The following is a 15,806-nucleotide window of genomic DNA, read 5'->3' as shown; positions in this document are numbered from 1 at the left end:
GAGGCGGTAGCACGAACAAACCCCCCGGCTGGCAGGACTGCTGCACGACCTCAGCGCTGATGCGCTGTCTATCCGCCGGGACGCGGGCCGCTGGCTCGTGGACCTGGTGGGTGGAGAAGGCATCCGCCCCCCGTAAGCACCCCTCCCCCTTCTCCCACCGAGGAGTCGCCATGCCCGAGCTCGCCATGCCCAAGGCCGCCAAGCGCCGGGGCCGCACCCGTACCTCCCGCGTCAGCCCCCTCGCCCCGATCGTGCTCTCGACCCTGTCGCCCGGTCACATCGACATGCGGACCGTCGAGTCCACGCAGACCCGCCGCATCTCGCTGGTCTGCCCGGCCTGCAAGACCTGGGTGGCCGTGACCCCCCACCGCGGCACCTACCTGCTCAAGCTCGTCCCGCACCACACCGGCAAGGCCGGCGTCGACGCCGCGATCCGCTGCAGCTCCAGCAACCGACTCGTCGACGTGAACATCACCCCGGACACCTGGAGCCGCCAGTACGAGGAGTGGGCGCGCGAGGAGCGCCTCGCCGTCGACCTCACCCGTCACCGCCGCGCCACCGTCCAGACCCTCAAGGTCGCCCGGCCCCAGGAGCGTCCCGCCGACCGGCGAGCGCAGTGGGAGCGTGGGGTTCCCGCCGCCCGCCAGGCCGACGCCGCCCGCGCGGTTCCTGCCGACGCGCTCCCCACCACGCGTGGTCGGGCCGTCGACGGCCCCGCCGGCGCCCTGCCGGCCATGACCCGGCAGACCGCCGGGGACGGCCGTTCTGTCCGTGCCCTGGCCGCCGGCACCCTGCGCGTCCTGGCCGACGCCGCCCCGGGCCGTTCCGCGAGCGACGTCCTCGAGGAGTACCTCGCTCGCGCCGCCTACACGCACCTGGCCACCATCTGGCGCCGCCCCCTGACCCCGGCCGACCAGCCCGAGCACGCCAAGCTGGTGACCGCGGTCCGGGCCGAGTTGCCCGCCCCGACCCCGGGCGAGACCGCCGCCGCGTACACCGTCCGCTGCCGCAGGCCCGCGCTCGCGGCCTGACCTGCACCACTGTTCCCGGCCCCGGCCTCGGCTCCCGCACCGCGCGGGGGCCGAGGCCGGGGCTGTCTGCTCCCGTCCCTGCCCGCTCACCGCACCCTGGAGGTTCCCATGCCCGTCACCCTGACCCTGACGTCCCACCGGCCCAGCAGCGGCGAGGTGGTCGACGCCGAGACGCTCGCGCTCCTGGACGAGCTCGACGTCCCGCTCCCCGTCGACCTCACCGACGCCGAAGTCGACCTCGACATCGCCTTCGGTACGCCGCTGGAGATGTACGAGCCCGCGGGCACCGCCCGGGAGCTGCGCCGGTACGCGGCCGCGGTCCTGACCGTCCCGCCCGACCGCCGCCACGAGCTCGCCCTCGCGCACGGCGCGGAGATCGCCGCCCGCGTCGACGCCGGCCGCGACATCCTCGCCGCCGACCCCTCGATCACCGCCCGCGTCCGCGAGCGCCTGGTCGACGTCCTTCTTCCCCACGCCGCCCAACTGCGCCGGGCGATCCGTTCCGGCTGCCGCCCCGAGTACGCCGCCGCCTGACCCACCGGCCCCGGACGGACGCCCACGATCAACGGCCACCCCCACTGCGTCGAGGGGTGGCCGCTGGTCGTGGCCGGTCGTACGACCCGCCAACACGACGACAGCCCCGGTGACTTGGAACCCCCCGGGGCTGTCCAGGACCTGTATGGAGGACCTGATGCAGAACAGCATCGCATGGAACAACGGCGACTCCGACACGGACATGGACGAGGCCCTGCGCCGCGTCCGCTCGGGACGGTGACCCCCATGGACTGGCGCCACAACGCGGTCTGCCGCGACGAAGACCCCGACCTGTTCTTCCCTATCGGCACCACCGGCCCGGCCCTGCTGCAGATCGAGGAAGCCAAGTCCGTCTGCCGCCGCTGCCCCGTCATGGAGGCGTGCCTGCAGTGGGCGCTGGAGTCCGGGCAGGACGAGGGCGTCTGGGGCGGCCTGGCGGAGAACGAGCGGCGGGCGATGAAGCGCCGCGCCGCCCGCAACCGGGCCCGCACCGGACAGGGGGCCACGGCATGAAGACCCTCCTGGCCGTCCTGACCGCGCCTCTGCGGCACCTGTGGCAGTGCCCCAACTGCAGCTGCTGGTGGGAGACCGAGTCCTGCCAGAGGTGCTGACCTGACACCGCGCGTCGCTTCGCCGACGGTCGGGCTCCCGGTCACCGTGACCGCCGGCCGGGAGCCCGACTGAGGTTCCCTCCCGCTTGACCGCACGCACTGTGACCGGCCGCCCGCCTGACGGGCTGTCGGCCTTTCGCACGCCCTCTACCGGGCATCGGCTTGGACCGATCCCCTTCGACCAGGAGGCACCATGCGCACCATCCGCCGCGACGGCTGGACCGCCGCCGACTACGACTCCGAGCAGATCCTCCACCAGCTCGGACACCGCGACGCCGCCACCCGGGTCACCCGGGCCCGCCGCGCCCGCCCGCTCCGCCGGGCCTGGCGCACGTTGCGCGCCCAGCTCCACCGGCCCGCCGCCACCGAGGCGCCGACGACGGCGTCGGCGGACATCGACTGGGTCGCGGCCCGGGCGGCGGCCGACGCCGTCAACCGCGGCGACACCGCCACGGCCGACCGCATCGTCCAGGCCACCGCCGACCCGCGCGGCACCGCTTTCGCGGCGTTCCGATTCATCGACGTCCACTGAGCCCTTCCCGCCTGTCGGTTGCCTCCCCCGCCCGTCCCGGCCACGCGCCGGTACGGACGGGGCCGAGGGGAGCCGGACAGCCCGGACCACGACCCGCGAGGAGAGCTGGATGCACGCCAAGGCCCGAAGCACTACTGAGTCGGCCAAGTTCAAGGTGGGCGACCACGTCCTGTTCCGCGACCCGAGCCTGTTCTGGGCGGGCAAGCCGGACCACACCTTCGTCTGCCGCGTCGAGTACGTCTGGCTGAGCGGCGGCTACGACCTGGTCTGCCTAAACACCCGACGCAAGATCTCCCAGGCGGACTCGGACTACATGCGGCTGCTGCCCGCCGTCGACGCGATGCGCGACATCGACACCGCCCCGCTGCACGCCGACGGCGCGGCCAACGACATGACCGCGGCCGCGCTCGCCTGGCTCACCCAGCAGCACGCCACCGCGAACGGCCGGCCGGAGCTGCCCGCCCCGCGCGACTGACCTCACCCACCGAGTACCACCGCCGCCCCGGGCCTCCCGGGGCGGCACCCGACCTGGAAGGAGGCGGCGTGGCCGCCAACCGAACCCGTAAGAGGGCCAACGCCCGCACCAAGACGCCGGCCACGACGGCCGCGCAGCCCGCCGCCTCCACCCTGCCCGCCCCCGCCCCGGCCTCCGAGACGGAGACCGTCTCGGAGACGGCGGCGGTGCCGGAGACGGACTGGGTGGCGCTGGCCCGGGTCACGGACGCCCGCGACCGGGCCGCCGACATCATCGACACCGCCCGCGAGCAGGCCCTCGTCCTCCAGACGCAGGCCGAGGAGCAGGCGGCACGCACCGTCGCCGACACCCACCAGCAGACCACCGCCCTGCTGGCCGACGCGCGCACCCGCGCCGAGGCCGTCACCGCCGGCGCCCAGGAGGAGGCCACCGCCCAGCGGGCGGCGGCCACCGCCCAGGCCGAGACGGTGCGCGGGGAGGCGCAGCAGCTGCGCGGCGAGGCCGACCGGCTCCTGGCCGAGGCCCAGACCCGCGCCGACCAGCTCCTCGCCCAGGCGCGGTCGCAGGTCGCGGAGCTGACCGAGCTGGCCGCCGCCGACCACCAAGCCACCGCGACGGCGGTCGCCGAGCTGCGGCGCCTGGCCGAGGCCGACCTCACCGAGATCGGCGCCCTGGTCGAGGCCCGGCGCACCGAGGCCGGGCAGATCCTCGCCCGCGCACGTGAGGACGCGGACGCCCTGCTCGCCGCCGCGCAGAAGGAGGTCGACCAAGCCCGCGAGCGCCACGCCCAGCTCGCCAAGGCCGCCGCCGAGCAGTACGACGCCCGGCGCACCGAGGCGGAGGCGCTGCACGCGGACGCGGTCCAGGCCGCCGCCGAGCGGCGCCGCGAGGCCGACGCCCACGTCGCCGCCGCCCACACCGAGGCGGAGACCGCCCGCGCCGAGCTGCGCACCGAGCTGCGCCAGCTCGGCGAGAAGTTCGACGCCGACGCCGAGGCCAAGCGCCAGGCCCTGGCCGAGGAGCTCGCCGGGCTGAAGAGGGCGTGCGACCAGCAGCGCGAGAAGCTGCGCACCGAGGCCACGACCGTCGCCCAGGAGCTGCGCGCGGCCGCGCAGAAGGAGGCCGAGCGCATCACCGCCGAGGCCGAGCGCAAGGCCAAGGGCGTCACCGAGCGGGCGCAGGCCGACGAGGCCCGCGCCCGCCGGCTGCTGAACGAGGCCCGCGAGGCGAAGAAGGCCGCCTCGAAGTGGCGCGGCCGTCGTCAGAACCTCGGCGGCAAGCTGTGGAAGGCGGCGCCGTGGGTCGCGCTGGCCGCCGGCGTCGGTCTCGCCGCCAGCGGCGAGTACGAGCTGGCCCGCATGGTCGGCATCAACCAGTACGTCGCCCCGCTCCTGCCGGTGTCGATCGACGTCTACTGCGTCACCGCGTTCCGTACAAAGAAGGACATCGCGTCGGCGCTGATCCTGATGGCGTCGGCCAACGTGATCTTCCACCTCTCCGAGCAGGCGCACCTCGTCCCCGAGGGCGGGTCGGCCCCGTGGTGGCTGACGACGTTCGTCGTCCTGATCTTCGTGGCCGTCATCTGGCGCGTACACACCCTCATGCACAACGACGGTACGGACAGCCACGGCGGTACGGACACCTCGTCCGGTACGACCGCCGGTACGCCGGGCCGAACCGGTACGGACGGCGGAAGCGGAACGCCCGCCCGTACCGGTACGCACCGCTGGACGGACGGTACGGACAGCATCGCGTCCGGCCGTACGCAGCCCGCGTACGGCGACCTGTACGCCGCGAACAACGGCGGACGAGGCGACAGTACGGGCGCCGGACACGACGGTACGGACCCGGCACACGCCCTCTCCCACCCCGCGCACCACGATGGGGGCGAAGGGGCGCTGACCAGGCCGTACAGCGACCGTACACACGGCGTACACACCCCTCTGGACGGGGCGGCGCGTACCGGTACGGCGACCCCGAGGCGTACCGGTACGACGCACGCGGCCGTACAGGACCGCACCGGCACGGTCAGCGTCCGTACCCCGCTCGGCTCCGACGCCGTACAGGGTGGCCGTACCGGTACGGCCACCGCCTCCTCCCGCGCAACCGGAACCGCCGGTACGGGCCGTACAGCCGGTACGGACCGACCCGGTACGCCCGCCCGTACGGACGCCGAACTCCTCCCGCTCGTACAGGCGCTGCCGCGCGACGAGGACGGCTACGTCACCCTCTACCGCGTCCGTACCGACCTTTCGGTCAACCTGCCCCGCGCGGTCCGGCTGCTGAAGGAGGCCGGCCTGCTGCGGCCCGAGGACGCCGACAAGCACCTCACCTGACCCACCGTCCGGCACACACCAAGGAGGGCCAGCCCATCGGAACTGGGCTGGCCCTCTTTGCGACTGCCGGAAGCAGTCACGACCAGTACAGCACGTTTCCCCTGATCAGACCCCGCTTCCGGCACGCCTGGGCGGGCTCGAACCACACCGAGAAGGAGTTCAACAGCCATGTCCGGCATCGACTGGGACAAGGAGCTCAGCCTCATGACCCCCCAGCCCCAGCCCCCGACCCCCCAGACCCCGGCCCCCGAGGCCCCGGAGAAGCCGCAGAAGCCCGCGACCTCGAGGTTTTCCACCGCGGTCGACGGGATGCGCCGCAACACCGCGGCCCTCGCCGTGTGCGGCACGATCGCCGTCGTCGCCGTGTGCGGAACGGTCATCGCCGTCACCAACGCGCAGGCCGACCAGGCCGCCCAGGACCGTGCGCGCGCCCAGCAGGACGCCGCGAACGCCCTGGTCGAGGCCGAGGCCGACAAGCAGCGGGCCCAGATCGAAGAGGCCACCGCCAAGGCCGCGTACGAGCGGGAGCTGACCGTCTACCGCGAGTGCATGAAGGACCGCGCGGCAGCCGTCGCCAAGGCGTCCAGCTTCGAGATCTCCCGGATCCCCGAGTGCCCCGCCCCGGTCTTCAGCGGCACCTCCGCCAGGGCCCAGCAGCCCGCCGGCGCCAGCTCCAGCAGCGGCATCACCTCCAGCCCCTGGCTGTGGGTGGCGCTCGTCGGCGGCGGCGGATTCATCGCCTACAAGAAGCTCTCCACGCCCTCCGGTTCGGGCGCGGTAACCCCCGTCAGCAACAAGGGATTCACCTTCGAGAAGGGTGCATAAAAATGACGCTTCAGTTCTTCGCCCTCGCCCTGTTCTGCTGGGCCCTGTTCTTCACCTTCAAGAAGACCAAGGGAAAGCAGATGGTCGTCTGCATCATGCTCATCGTCTCCGGTATCTTCCTGCCGTACACGCCGTTCAGCGAGTCGATCCGCGGCACGCTGGAGTCCGTGTTCAACACGGCGAACACGACCGTGAACAACATCGGCTCCGGGTCGCGCTGAGTGAGCGAGCCCGGTTACCGGTTACCGGTTACAGCCCCCAGAGACCCCTCGAACCCCCCGCCAGAGGGCCCGAACCGGGGTCCTGGGGGCCTGTAACCGGTAACCGGCAACCGACATCAACCACACAGAGTCACAGAAGGGAGGGTCATGGAACTGCTCTTGCTCCTCGCCATCAGCTACGTGTTCGGCGTGGAAAAAACGCACGGGAAATACGAGCAGGCGGGAATCAAGAAACCCCCTGCTAAAACAAAAGAGAAATGGAATCCGACCCGGGCGCCGGACACGTTCCGAAACACGCCGTACAACATCGCGGCGAAAACGCATTACGGTCTGCTGGCGAGCGCTCATATGGCCGGTGGTCTGCGCGACGGATGGCGCTCGGCCTACCTCAAGAAGCCGACCGAGGCGCCTTCCGTTTCCCCTTCCGCAGACCCCTCTGCGGCGAAGTCGACGAAGGGGAAGTCAACGAAGGGGAAGCCGTCCTCGACGACGTCGGCGGGGACCTCGTCCTCCACGGCGCCGCCGCCGACGTCTCCGCCGACAACGCCTCCACCGCCGTCCGCACCCCCACCGCCGACGGCGCCCCCTCCCCCGACGGCGCCCCCTCCCCCGACGACCCCACCGCCGCCGACAACGCCCCCGCCGGCGGCACCGTCACCGCCGCCGACGACCCCGCCGGTGACGGTGCCGCCGGGCTCCGCGGTTCCCCCGGCCGGGACCGTCCCGCGGCCCCGCACCGTCAAGCTGCCCGACCACATCCGGAAGGACCCCGCGATGCAGCCCAACCCGCCCGTCCCGCACTCCGCGACCGTCGACGACAAGGGCGTCCACGTCACGACCGCCGCGGGCAAGTCCCGCACCTACAGCGGTGGTGAGGTCATGACCCTCACCCAGGTCATCGACCTCGCCGACGGCTCGGCCACCTTGTGCCAGGCCAGCACCGACACCGCCCTGGAGCTCATGGACGACGCCGTGCAGCTGGCGTCGGACTGCGAGGAGCTCATCGCCGACATCACCGCGAAGGGCGTCGGCGCGAACCTCATCGGCAAGTGCGAGGTGCTCAAGGAGCAGCTCGACCTCCAGGCCGCCGCCGCCAAGAAGGTCCACGACCAGATCGAGGGGGGCGAGGAGGCGTGCCGCACCGCCTCGGCGAACGCCGAGGCCCGGCACGGCGGGATCTTCCGGGCCGTCGCCGACTCCCCTCTGACCCGACCCGCCGAGCGCGACTTCTACAACGCCCGCTGACCTAGAGACAGGAGAGGCCCCCGCATGAGCGCCACCGAGACCCTCAAGGACGCCGCCAACTACGCGGCCCTGCGCACCAAGCTGGCCTGGCTCACCCACAAGGTCCACGCCCACGCCCAGACCGTCACCAAGCTCGCCGCCGACGTCGACGACGCCGCCGAGCAGATGCTCGACGCCGCCGAGACGATGAAGGCCCTGGCCGTCGACGACGCCACCACGTCGGAGTTCGCCGACGCGGCGCTGACCATGACCGGTGCCAAGGACGCGGCCGGCGCCTACACCTCCGCCGCCGACAGTGCCGCGGCGGCCGCCGACGACGCGAAGACGACCACCGAGAACGACCACGGTGGCATCGCCGACGCGGTCGCCACTTCCCCCGTCGACATGGCCGAAGCCGGCTTCTACGCCCAGAGTTAAGGAGTTCAGGATCATGGGGCCGACCCGAGCTCAGTTCGTTCAGTACGCGCCTGCCGCTCTCGCGGTGGTGCCACTTGCCGCCGGCCCCTGGTCCGCCCTTGCCGCCGCGGCGGCCGGAGCAGGGGCGTGGGCCGTCGGCGCCTCTGCCCCGGTGCTGCGGTCCCTGATCGCGTGCGGGCTCACGACCACCGGCTGCGGCATCGCCGCCAGCGAGGTCCTCGCCGCCGGTATGAACCCGCTGATCGCCCTCGGGCTCGCCGTCCCGGCCGGAGCGGCCGCCCTCGCGCACCACCGCAACCTCGCCAGCCACCTCCCCGCCCCCGAGCTCACGCCCGCGACCGTCACCAAGGGCGCGGGCACGGGCACGGGGCTGACGTCGCAGGAACAGGTGATCGCCGCCTTCTGGGCGGAGTACATCTCCGGTCCCACCCAGACCGAGGACCGCAAGCTCATCCAGCCCGGCGCCAACCTGGAGCAGCTCGTCCTCCAGATCGACGGCAGCCACGTGGTGTTCACCGGGATCATCACTCTGCCCCCCGGGCAGCAGGTGCGGGTCCGGGAAGCCGACATCGCCTCCGTCTACCACGTCCCCACCTCTCAGATCGAGCTGGGCGACCCCAAGCACCACGCGCCCAACGCCCTGCCGGTCACCGTGCAGCTGACGGCACCGGCGGAACAGCCGCAGATCCAGACCGGCGTCCCCACGACGCCCCAGGAGCTGTGGGCCGCGTACGTGGCCGGGCCGGAGGGCGCGATGCCCGGCACGACCCTGACCGTGACCCGTTACGACGGGCCGCTGGACTGGGAGGGCATCGCGACCCGCGACCGCCGGGCGATCGGCACCGTCAACCTCCAGGACCTCGCGGGCAACCTCGACCTGGAGACGATCCAGATTGCCCTGGCCCCCGGCGACAAGCCCAGCCAGATGGGGATCCGGGTGATGCGGGAGCACGCGCTGATGCACGGCACGATGCTCTCCTCGGTCGTCGACGAGCTGGCGATGGACGCGCGCGGCTACGTCCGCGCCGGCACCTACGTCGACGGCCGGGCCGCGCTCCTGCCGCTCGCGCAGCCCGGCTCCGGCGCCCGCCACCTCTACCTGGTGGGCGGCTCCCGGTCGGGCAAGTCGGGGCTGCTGGAGCAGATCCTGCTCTCCGCCCACCTCTCCGGCATCGCGGTGATCCTCGCCTCCCCGCAGGCCGGGACCATCGCCGGCGCCTCGCTCTCGGCCTACCTCGGGGACGGCCTGGACGAGGCGATGGGCGCACTGCGCCTGGCCTACGCGATGCTCCTCGACCGCGAAGCCCGCTACCGCAGCCCCGCTTTCCCCTTCACCGACCCCCTCATCCTGGTTGTCATCGACGAAGCGCACATGCTGCTGTCGGAGTCCTCCCCGTACCACGCGGAGGCCAAGGCGATCGTGGAACAGCTCACCCGCCGCTCGCTCAAGCGGGGCATCGGCGTGGTCCTGGCAACCCAGACCCCGCTGGCCGCGGACGTCGGCAACTCCACGGTCATCCGCTCCCAGCTCCTGATCGGCGGCGGCGCGGTCTTCCTGCGCTGCGCGCGCGGGCAGGGCTCGCTGATCGGGGCGAACGCGGTGGAGGGCGCGGAGGGCATCGACCTGTCGATGATCCCCTCACAGTGGCCCGGCCAGTACGCCAAGGTCGCCGACCGGGACATGTCCGGCCTGGCCACCGAGGTCGCCGCCGCGCCCGAGGACGGCACCTTCGGCCTGGGCTACCTCCTCACGCCCGGCAGCCAGGCCGTGCAGTTCCGCTCCCTGCACCTGGACGTGCCGCCCGTCTCCCTCGCCGGAGGCGAGCGGCCCGTCGGGATCGAGCACTGCGACGCCTGGCGCGAGCGCGACGCCATCGCGCAGACGCCGATGGTCGACAAGCGCGGCAAGAACCTGATCGGCAGCCTCGCCGACCTCCTCGCCGCCGCCTCCTCCTCGCAGGAGCTTGCGGCCCACCACAACCCCGCCGGTCTCCACGCCGTCCCCGGGCCCTCCCGGCCGGGCGGAGCACCGGCGGCCCCCGACGGACAGGAGCTGATCAAGCCGCGCATCCTCGAGCTCCTCCAGGAGCACTCCATCCCCATGACCGCCGAAACCATCGCCCGCAAGCTCGAGATCCCCGCCACTCGCGTCAAGCCGCGGCTGTCCGAGCTGAAGAAGCAGAACAAGGTCATCAACGAGAGCGGCCTGTGGAGGGCAGCATGAACACCCGAACCGAGACCGACTTCACCCCGGTCGACCAGGACCTGTACGCGGCCGCGTTCCGGCTCCTGGACCCCAACCCCAACCCCGACCCCATCCCGGAACCCGCCGCCCCCGCCGCCCCTGCGGCCCTCGCGGCGACCGCCCCGGTTCCCCTCCCCGCCACCCTGCCGATGCGCCTGACCGGCCCGGTCGAGAAGACCCTCACCGACGCGCTCGCGTTCCTCGACGCCCACGGCTGGACCCGACACTCCCTCATCAACACGGAGGGCGCCCGCTGCTCCATCGGCGCCCTGCGCGCCGCGGCCGGAGCCCGCAACGCGGCCTACCGCGACGCCGGGAACCTCCTCCTCGATGAGGCCCGGCGCCAGCACGGCAAGAAGTGGCAGACCATCCCGTCCTGGAACGACTGCCACACCGGGGCGCAGGTGCGTAGCGTGTGGGAGGCCGCCATCTGGCGGGCCCACCACCTGAACATCTGACGCTGGAGCTGCCCGTGTCGTTCTCGTTCACCAACCCGCAGCCGGACCGCAGCGGCCGTTCGTTCTCCTTCACCGACCCACAGCCGGAGGATGACGGCCGCTCGTTCTCGTTCACCGGCCCGGACCCGGCCGACATCGACAGGCAGCTCCAGACGATCACCGACATGGCCACCGAGATCCTCCGCCTCGTCGCCGACGTCCGCAGGCAGATCAACACCTGACACACCACACAGCTCGGCCTCGCGCGCCCCGCCCGGAACCTCCTTCCGGGCGGGGCGTCGCCGTTCCCTGCCCGAACACCGTCCCCTCGGGAGACCGCCACCGTGCGCCGCTACCGCTACCGCTGCACCATCTGCCGCACCACCAGCCCCGTCGTCCTCCACCCCGACGACCTCGACGCCGAAGGCGACGCCCACCGCCAGGCCGTCCACGGCGGCCACTTCCCCGACGACGAGCTCGCCGGCGAGATAGACCGCCTGGGCCGCTGGTACGCCGCCCTGTCCCCGCTCGCCGTGCTCCACGCCCGCATCGCCGACGGCCTCAGCGACCTGCGCGACGAGAAGACGCTGGGCCACTACTGGTGGGCCAGCGCGGGCGCCGCCCTCCTGATCGGCGGCTCCGCCGCCCTCATCGCCCTTGTCGTCTCTGCCGCCCTCTGACCCGGCACCGACCGCCCCGCCCGGCCACCGGCACCGGCCCGTTCTTTGGCGGCGGCCGGGACCGGTGACGGGACAGGCCGACCGGCCACCGCCCGCGCCCCGCAGACCCACCCGGTCGGCGGGGCGCAGCACTTCCCGCCCTGCTCCACCGTCCCCCGGGAGACCCCAATGCTCCGTGTGATCCGCACCCGCACCTACTGCGAGCTCCACACCCACGTTCAGGAGCTCCACGACCGCGCCGCCAGCCAGGAGCGCGGCCGTCTGGCCGCCGAGTACCGCATCACCCAGGCCCTGGACCTCCTCAGCACCGAGGACACCGAGCTGTCCACCCGCCTGAGCGACGCCCTGACCGGCGACGGCCAGTTCACCGTCGCCGCGACGAGAACCTCCACCCCGCTCCCCCGCTGACCGCCCGCCCACTCCGGGGGAGGCACCCGTGCACGCCCACGACACTGACGAGGACCTGGTCGACGTCAACCCGCACAACCCCGACGGCTCGCTGCCGGTCTTCCGGTGGCGCCAGGCCGGCCCCGGGCTCGCTACCCGCCGCCAGCTGCGGGAGATGGGCCTGCGCCCCGGCGGCCAGGAGCCCGCCGCCCGCATCGAATGCCGCGGCGGCAAGAGGTTCGCGTGGCTGTACCGGACCGACCTGGCAAAGCCCAAGCGGCCGATGACCCTCGCCAAGGAAGCCGCGCTCGACAAGGCGATGGCTGCTCGTCAGACGTGCCCCGGCCCCTGCGGCCGGCGCTACTTCCACTGCATCCCGCTCAAGACCCTGGGCTCGTGCCTGGAGTGCCACGACGGCACGCCCGCCGACCCCGCCTCCTACACCGCTCCCCCGGCCCCGCACCTGCTGGCCGCCTGACCCGAGAGGACCACTCATGCAGGCCCACCGTCCCGCCACCTTCGCCGCCGTACTCGGACTGACCCGCGCCGCCAGCGCCGCCGGCGACTTCTGGGTGCAGTCGGACTTCTGCGCCCGGGTGAAGGGCGCCTCCGACGACCACCCGGTCACCTACGAGGACCCCGCCACCGGCGACAAGACCACCCACGGCACGGCCGACGGCCGCAAGGCGTGCCTGGAGCACTGCCTGACCTACACGGCCACGCAGGCGATCGTCGCCGGGCTCGGCGCCCGCGCGCTCGGCATCCGGATCCACCCGGCCGCCGCCGCGGCCGCCCTCGCCATCTCGTTCGGCACCCATTACGTCGCCGACCGACGCGTGCCGGGTGAGGGTCTGCTGGAGAAGCTCGCCACCAGGACCGGCAAGGGCGGCTTCTACAAGCTCGCGGACTTCGGCATGAACGGGGCCTTCCACTTGGACTCCGCCTGGCACCACGGCTGGGAGACGGTCGCCGCCCTGGTCGCCACCACCGGCGCGAAGTCCCGGTAACCGGCCGCCCGCACGCCCCCCGTCCGCGCCGCCCGGCCGGGCATCACGAACCCCCTTGCTGAACCGGCCCGCTGTCCTGCGGGCCGCCCCCTCCCCGCATCTCCGAAGGAGAACCGCTGTGCGCGCTTCCGTACGCCGCTCCATCCAGGCCCTGCTCGACGGCACCGACATGGTCACCATGCTGGCCGGTGCCGCCAGCGGCGCCGTGGTCGGATACACCTACTACCCGGCCACCCTCGACGCCGACCTGCGCCTGGCCGCCACCGGCGCCGTCGCGCTCGGCGGCGTCTTCCTCTTCACCACGGTCGCCGACGCACTGCTGGCCCCGGTGCGCCGCCGCTTCGCCCAGGCCGACGCCGCCGACATGCGGGCCGCCGCCCAGACCCGCGCGGCCGAGGCCCGCGGCGTCGCCGTGCCGAGCGGCCTGGGCGAGGCGCTCGACCAGGTCACCGCGGCCGCCGAGGACGACGCCGCACGCCGCGCCGCCCAGGCCGCCTACCGCATCGACCTCAGCGACCAGCTGCTGAGCAACCCCGGCCGGTGGCGCGGCTACATCAACGGCGAGGCCAGCTACTACCTCGCCCCCGGCACGGTCCTGCACTACAGCCGCGAGGAGAGCGAGCGCGGCATCACCGAGCCCCGCTACACGCTCCTGACCGCCGACGACCCGACCCCGGTCCCCGTCACCAACGTCCGGGACATCCTCGACGACCTCGCCCCGCGCGCCCGCAAGACGGCCGAGGACCTCGCCGCGGTGGAGCCGAGCACGGTCTGACGGCTCCCTGTGCCGCCCCCTGGCCCGCGCACCCGCGCGGAGTCCGGGGGCGGTGCGGAGGACCGGACAGCCCGGCCCCGGCCGTACAACCGGCCTCGCTCACCGTGCAGGAGACGACGATGACCGCCACCGTGCTCACCGCCGAGACCCTCATCCGCCGCTACGCCGACGACATCGCCTACGTCGCGCAGCAGCCCCCGGCCACCGACCTCGCCGCCCTCATCAGCCAGCTCGACACCGCCACCCCGCGCTACGAGGCGGCCGGCATCACCGGCCACGAGGACCTGGAGACCGCCTCGTCCTACCTCGACGAGGCCCTGCGCGCCACCGGCACCGACCGCGACGTCTTCCTGACCCGGGCCCACGAGCTCCTGCGCCCGCTCGTCGGGGACATGACGCAGGAGTACCGCGCCGCCGCCGGCGACTGACCCGAACCGCCGGCCCGCTCCGCGTGCGCCCCGCCCCCGCGCCCCTGATGCGGGCGGGGCGCACCGAGCGGCGACCCTCACCGCTTCCCTCCTTCCGGCTCTCGCCGGGCCGGGCCCCTCCCACCACGGGCCCGGCCCGCTCTTCTCCCGCGTGAGGAACACCCGCATGCACTCTGTCCCCTCCGCCGACCGGCTGCCCGAGATCCGGGCCCGCCTCGCCGCGCTGCCCGACGCCGCCTGGCGGCAGCGCGCCGGCGACAGCGGTCTGATCGAAGACCACACCGGCCGTCCGGTCGCCGTCCTCGGCACCAGCGGCGACATCCCGCTCCCCGCGGGCGAGTTCATCGCCTGCGCCCCGGCCGACACCGCCTGGCTCCTCACCGAGGTCACCCGGCTGCGCTGCCGCGACGCCATGGTCACCGCGCTCCACCAACAGCTCGACCGGGCCGGCCACCTGCTCTCCACCCGGCAGATCGCCGCCGTCATCGGCCACCCCGGCCGCCCCCACCACCACGCCCCCACGGCCGCCGACAGGAGCGCCCAGTGACCACCACCGACACCGACCCGACCGTGCGGCCCGACCCGCTGGAGCGCCTCGGCGCCGTCCTGATCGAGCGCCTGGGCGCGGCCTGGGTGCCCGACACCCGGCCCGGCGACCGGGCGGTCACCCTCGTGCACACCGTCACCGACCGCAGGATCGGCGCCGACCCCTACCAGGGCCGGATCATCCTGCAGGCGTGGACGAAGGGCACCAGAGCCGTCACGCCGACCGGCGCCTACACCCCGGACCTGACCGGGCACGAGGGCCTGGAGGACTGGCTGTCGACCGGCGACCTCACCGACGCGAGCGCCGTGATGGCCGCCGTGGTCCACCAGCTCCTCGCGCAGCTGCCCGCCGAGCCCGGCGACACCGCGGCCGAGGAGGTCCTCGCGACCCAGGCGAGCGAGCTCGCTGAGAAGAGCACCGCCTTCGCCGCCCAGCTGATTCACCGCCGGCCCGTCCGGGACGCCGCGCGCGAGATCTACCGCCTGGCCGCGCAGCTCGTGGAGACGGCCGACATCGTCGATGACCACCGCGGCTACTGACCGCCCGCGCCCGCGAGGGCAACCGTTCCGGCCCGGACTCCCCGGGCCGGAACAGCCCCCCTTCCCTCTCCGTCGCGACCGCGACGGGCTTCCACGTCGCCCCGGCCAGCAAGGCCGGGACGGCGCGGTGGCCCCTCACGCACCAGACACAGGAAGGAGCTGGACGTCATGCCGAACCGCGAGTTCTACGAGGTAGACGTCCCGATACACGACCCCGCCGACCCGGCCCGCAAGGGGCTGCACGTCTTCACCGGAGAGGCGGACTCCCCCACCACGGCCCTGCGCCGCGCCCACGAGGTCTACGACGCCGCGCTCGCCGCGCACACCGCCGGCCTCAAGAGCCCCGGCAAGCAGCCGGACAGCTGGGGAGCGGCCGGGCTTCGGCCCGGCTGGCAGATGGAGTGGACGGCCGCGAAGGCCGGCCGCTGGCACAACCCGCTCAGCTGCACCACCCGCAGCGGCTTCGCGCTGTAGCTCCGCCCCGGGACAAGCGCACATCGGCGTCCAAACCAGTTCGCCTGCCCCGGGCCACCC

The 15,806-nt window shown here is 73.5% G+C and carries 23 protein-coding genes; 22 read left to right on the top strand and 1 reads right to left on the bottom strand.

Annotated features, from left to right (window positions below; all coding sequences use genetic code 11):
- The first annotated feature begins 170 nt into the window (after nt 1-170).
- From IE321_RS18050 to IE321_RS18015, 8 genes are all read left to right on the top strand, one after another.
- Nucleotides 171-1,031 carry a hypothetical protein gene (locus IE321_RS18050; RefSeq protein ID WP_226651525.1) on the top strand — a complete coding sequence of 287 codons (861 nt, stop codon included), beginning with the start codon at nt 171-173 and terminating at the stop codon, nt 1,029-1,031.
- Between the two features lie 108 nt (nt 1,032-1,139).
- On the top strand, nt 1,140-1,565 hold the full coding sequence (locus IE321_RS18045) for a hypothetical protein (RefSeq protein ID WP_190223672.1): 426 nt from the start codon (nt 1,140-1,142) through the stop codon (nt 1,563-1,565).
- A gap of 246 nt (nt 1,566-1,811) precedes the next feature.
- The gene (locus tag IE321_RS18040) at nt 1,812-2,078 is read left to right on the top strand and encodes a WhiB family transcriptional regulator (protein ID WP_190223671.1); all 267 of its coding nucleotides are present in this window, start codon (nt 1,812-1,814) and stop codon (nt 2,076-2,078) included.
- A 291-nt stretch (nt 2,079-2,369) separates the two neighbouring features.
- Complete coding sequence (locus IE321_RS18035) at nt 2,370-2,708, top strand: hypothetical protein (protein WP_190223670.1); 339 nt, start codon at nt 2,370-2,372, stop codon at nt 2,706-2,708.
- Between the two features lie 109 nt (nt 2,709-2,817).
- Entirely contained in the window at nt 2,818-3,183 is a 366-nt protein-coding gene (locus tag IE321_RS18030; RefSeq protein WP_190223669.1) for a hypothetical protein, read from the top strand.
- Nucleotides 3,184-3,251: 68 nt separating this feature from the next.
- Nucleotides 3,252-5,519 carry a coiled-coil domain-containing protein gene (locus IE321_RS18025; RefSeq protein ID WP_190223668.1) on the top strand — a complete coding sequence of 756 codons (2,268 nt, stop codon included), beginning with the start codon at nt 3,252-3,254 and terminating at the stop codon, nt 5,517-5,519.
- A gap of 168 nt (nt 5,520-5,687) precedes the next feature.
- Nucleotides 5,688-6,344 (top strand): hypothetical protein, encoded by a 657-nt coding sequence (locus tag IE321_RS18020; protein WP_190223667.1) that lies wholly within the window; start codon nt 5,688-5,690, stop codon nt 6,342-6,344.
- 2 nt (nt 6,345-6,346) lie between these two features.
- The gene (locus tag IE321_RS18015; RefSeq protein ID WP_190223666.1) at nt 6,347-6,565 is read left to right on the top strand and encodes a hypothetical protein; all 219 of its coding nucleotides are present in this window, start codon (nt 6,347-6,349) and stop codon (nt 6,563-6,565) included.
- A gap of 383 nt (nt 6,566-6,948) precedes the next feature.
- On the opposite strand, the gene IE321_RS18010 is transcribed toward IE321_RS18015, so the two are convergent.
- A complete protein-coding gene (locus IE321_RS18010; protein ID WP_190223665.1) occupies nt 6,949-7,308 on the bottom strand; it encodes a hypothetical protein in 360 nt (119 codons plus the stop codon).
- 31 nt (nt 7,309-7,339) lie between these two features.
- Here IE321_RS18010 and IE321_RS18005 point away from each other — a divergent pair, with 31 nt between their 5' ends.
- The 14 genes from IE321_RS18005 (at nt 7,340) to IE321_RS17940 (ending at nt 15,746) form a co-directional block, all read left to right on the top strand.
- The gene (locus tag IE321_RS18005; RefSeq protein ID WP_190223664.1) at nt 7,340-7,810 is read left to right on the top strand and encodes a hypothetical protein; all 471 of its coding nucleotides are present in this window, start codon (nt 7,340-7,342) and stop codon (nt 7,808-7,810) included.
- 24 nt (nt 7,811-7,834) lie between these two features.
- Nucleotides 7,835-8,227: a hypothetical protein gene (locus IE321_RS18000; protein WP_190223663.1), complete on the top strand. Its 393-nt coding sequence runs from the start codon at nt 7,835-7,837 to the stop codon at nt 8,225-8,227.
- Between the two features lie 13 nt (nt 8,228-8,240).
- Nucleotides 8,241-10,451 (top strand): hypothetical protein, encoded by a 2,211-nt coding sequence (locus IE321_RS17995; protein WP_190223662.1) that lies wholly within the window; start codon nt 8,241-8,243, stop codon nt 10,449-10,451.
- Nucleotides 10,448-10,930: a DUF6197 family protein gene (locus tag IE321_RS17990; RefSeq protein WP_226651529.1), complete on the top strand. Its 483-nt coding sequence runs from the start codon at nt 10,448-10,450 to the stop codon at nt 10,928-10,930. Before IE321_RS17995 ends, IE321_RS17990 begins: the two co-directional genes overlap by 4 nt.
- Before the next feature lie 14 nt (nt 10,931-10,944).
- Nucleotides 10,945-11,151, top strand: a complete 207-nt coding sequence (locus tag IE321_RS17985; protein ID WP_190223660.1) for a hypothetical protein — start codon at nt 10,945-10,947, stop codon at nt 11,149-11,151.
- Between the two features lie 102 nt (nt 11,152-11,253).
- Complete coding sequence (locus tag IE321_RS17980) at nt 11,254-11,589, top strand: hypothetical protein (RefSeq protein WP_190223659.1); 336 nt, start codon at nt 11,254-11,256, stop codon at nt 11,587-11,589.
- Nucleotides 11,590-11,757: 168 nt separating this feature from the next.
- Nucleotides 11,758-11,997: a hypothetical protein gene (locus tag IE321_RS17975; RefSeq protein WP_190223658.1), complete on the top strand. Its 240-nt coding sequence runs from the start codon at nt 11,758-11,760 to the stop codon at nt 11,995-11,997.
- A 28-nt stretch (nt 11,998-12,025) separates the two neighbouring features.
- A complete protein-coding gene (locus IE321_RS17970; protein ID WP_190223657.1) occupies nt 12,026-12,454 on the top strand; it encodes an RRQRL motif-containing zinc-binding protein in 429 nt (142 codons plus the stop codon).
- Nucleotides 12,455-12,470: 16 nt separating this feature from the next.
- Nucleotides 12,471-12,983 carry a hypothetical protein gene (locus IE321_RS17965; RefSeq protein WP_190223656.1) on the top strand — a complete coding sequence of 171 codons (513 nt, stop codon included), beginning with the start codon at nt 12,471-12,473 and terminating at the stop codon, nt 12,981-12,983.
- A 118-nt stretch (nt 12,984-13,101) separates the two neighbouring features.
- Nucleotides 13,102-13,758: a hypothetical protein gene (locus IE321_RS17960; protein ID WP_190223655.1), complete on the top strand. Its 657-nt coding sequence runs from the start codon at nt 13,102-13,104 to the stop codon at nt 13,756-13,758.
- Nucleotides 13,759-13,877: 119 nt separating this feature from the next.
- Complete coding sequence (locus IE321_RS17955; protein ID WP_190223654.1) at nt 13,878-14,186, top strand: hypothetical protein; 309 nt, start codon at nt 13,878-13,880, stop codon at nt 14,184-14,186.
- 166 nt (nt 14,187-14,352) lie between these two features.
- A complete protein-coding gene (locus IE321_RS17950; RefSeq protein ID WP_190223653.1) occupies nt 14,353-14,733 on the top strand; it encodes a hypothetical protein in 381 nt (126 codons plus the stop codon).
- Entirely contained in the window at nt 14,730-15,272 is a 543-nt protein-coding gene (locus tag IE321_RS17945) for a hypothetical protein (RefSeq protein ID WP_190223652.1), read from the top strand. Before IE321_RS17950 ends, IE321_RS17945 begins: the two co-directional genes overlap by 4 nt.
- Before the next feature lie 168 nt (nt 15,273-15,440).
- Complete coding sequence (locus tag IE321_RS17940; protein WP_190223651.1) at nt 15,441-15,746, top strand: hypothetical protein; 306 nt, start codon at nt 15,441-15,443, stop codon at nt 15,744-15,746.
- Nucleotides 15,747-15,806: the final 60 nt, after the last annotated feature.

Source organism: Streptomyces hydrogenans (assembly GCF_014656075.1).
GTDB classification, from domain to species: Bacteria; Actinomycetota; Actinomycetes; order Streptomycetales; family Streptomycetaceae; genus Streptomyces; species Streptomyces hydrogenans.
The sequence above is the reverse complement of the archived record's forward strand: the minus strand, read 5'-3'. Positions and strand labels throughout refer to the sequence as shown.

What these genes read in the sequence shown, in the direction of transcription:
- IE321_RS17940 (WP_190223651.1), top strand. Translation starts at nt 15,441, where the DNA reads ATGCCGAACCGCGAGTTCTACGAGGTAGACGTCCCGATACACGACCCC.
- IE321_RS18045 (WP_190223672.1), top strand. Translation starts at nt 1,140, where the DNA reads ATGCCCGTCACCCTGACCCTGACGTCCCACCGGCCCAGCAGCGGCGAG.
- IE321_RS17995 (WP_190223662.1), top strand. Translation starts at nt 8,241, where the DNA reads ATGGGGCCGACCCGAGCTCAGTTCGTTCAGTACGCGCCTGCCGCTCTC.
- IE321_RS17955 (WP_190223654.1), top strand. Translation starts at nt 13,878, where the DNA reads ATGACCGCCACCGTGCTCACCGCCGAGACCCTCATCCGCCGCTACGCC.
- IE321_RS18015 (WP_190223666.1), top strand. Translation starts at nt 6,347, where the DNA reads ATGACGCTTCAGTTCTTCGCCCTCGCCCTGTTCTGCTGGGCCCTGTTC.
- IE321_RS18020 (WP_190223667.1), top strand. Translation starts at nt 5,688, where the DNA reads ATGTCCGGCATCGACTGGGACAAGGAGCTCAGCCTCATGACCCCCCAG.
- IE321_RS18040 (WP_190223671.1), top strand. Translation starts at nt 1,812, where the DNA reads ATGGACTGGCGCCACAACGCGGTCTGCCGCGACGAAGACCCCGACCTG.
- IE321_RS17965 (WP_190223656.1), top strand. Translation starts at nt 12,471, where the DNA reads ATGCAGGCCCACCGTCCCGCCACCTTCGCCGCCGTACTCGGACTGACC.
- IE321_RS18005 (WP_190223664.1), top strand. Translation starts at nt 7,340, where the DNA reads ATGCAGCCCAACCCGCCCGTCCCGCACTCCGCGACCGTCGACGACAAG.
- IE321_RS18035 (WP_190223670.1), top strand. Translation starts at nt 2,370, where the DNA reads ATGCGCACCATCCGCCGCGACGGCTGGACCGCCGCCGACTACGACTCC.
- IE321_RS17990 (WP_226651529.1), top strand. Translation starts at nt 10,448, where the DNA reads ATGAACACCCGAACCGAGACCGACTTCACCCCGGTCGACCAGGACCTG.
- IE321_RS18030 (WP_190223669.1), top strand. Translation starts at nt 2,818, where the DNA reads ATGCACGCCAAGGCCCGAAGCACTACTGAGTCGGCCAAGTTCAAGGTG.
- IE321_RS18000 (WP_190223663.1), top strand. Translation starts at nt 7,835, where the DNA reads ATGAGCGCCACCGAGACCCTCAAGGACGCCGCCAACTACGCGGCCCTG.
- IE321_RS18050 (WP_226651525.1), top strand. Translation starts at nt 171, where the DNA reads ATGCCCGAGCTCGCCATGCCCAAGGCCGCCAAGCGCCGGGGCCGCACC.
- IE321_RS17975 (WP_190223658.1), top strand. Translation starts at nt 11,758, where the DNA reads ATGCTCCGTGTGATCCGCACCCGCACCTACTGCGAGCTCCACACCCAC.
- IE321_RS17950 (WP_190223653.1), top strand. Translation starts at nt 14,353, where the DNA reads ATGCACTCTGTCCCCTCCGCCGACCGGCTGCCCGAGATCCGGGCCCGC.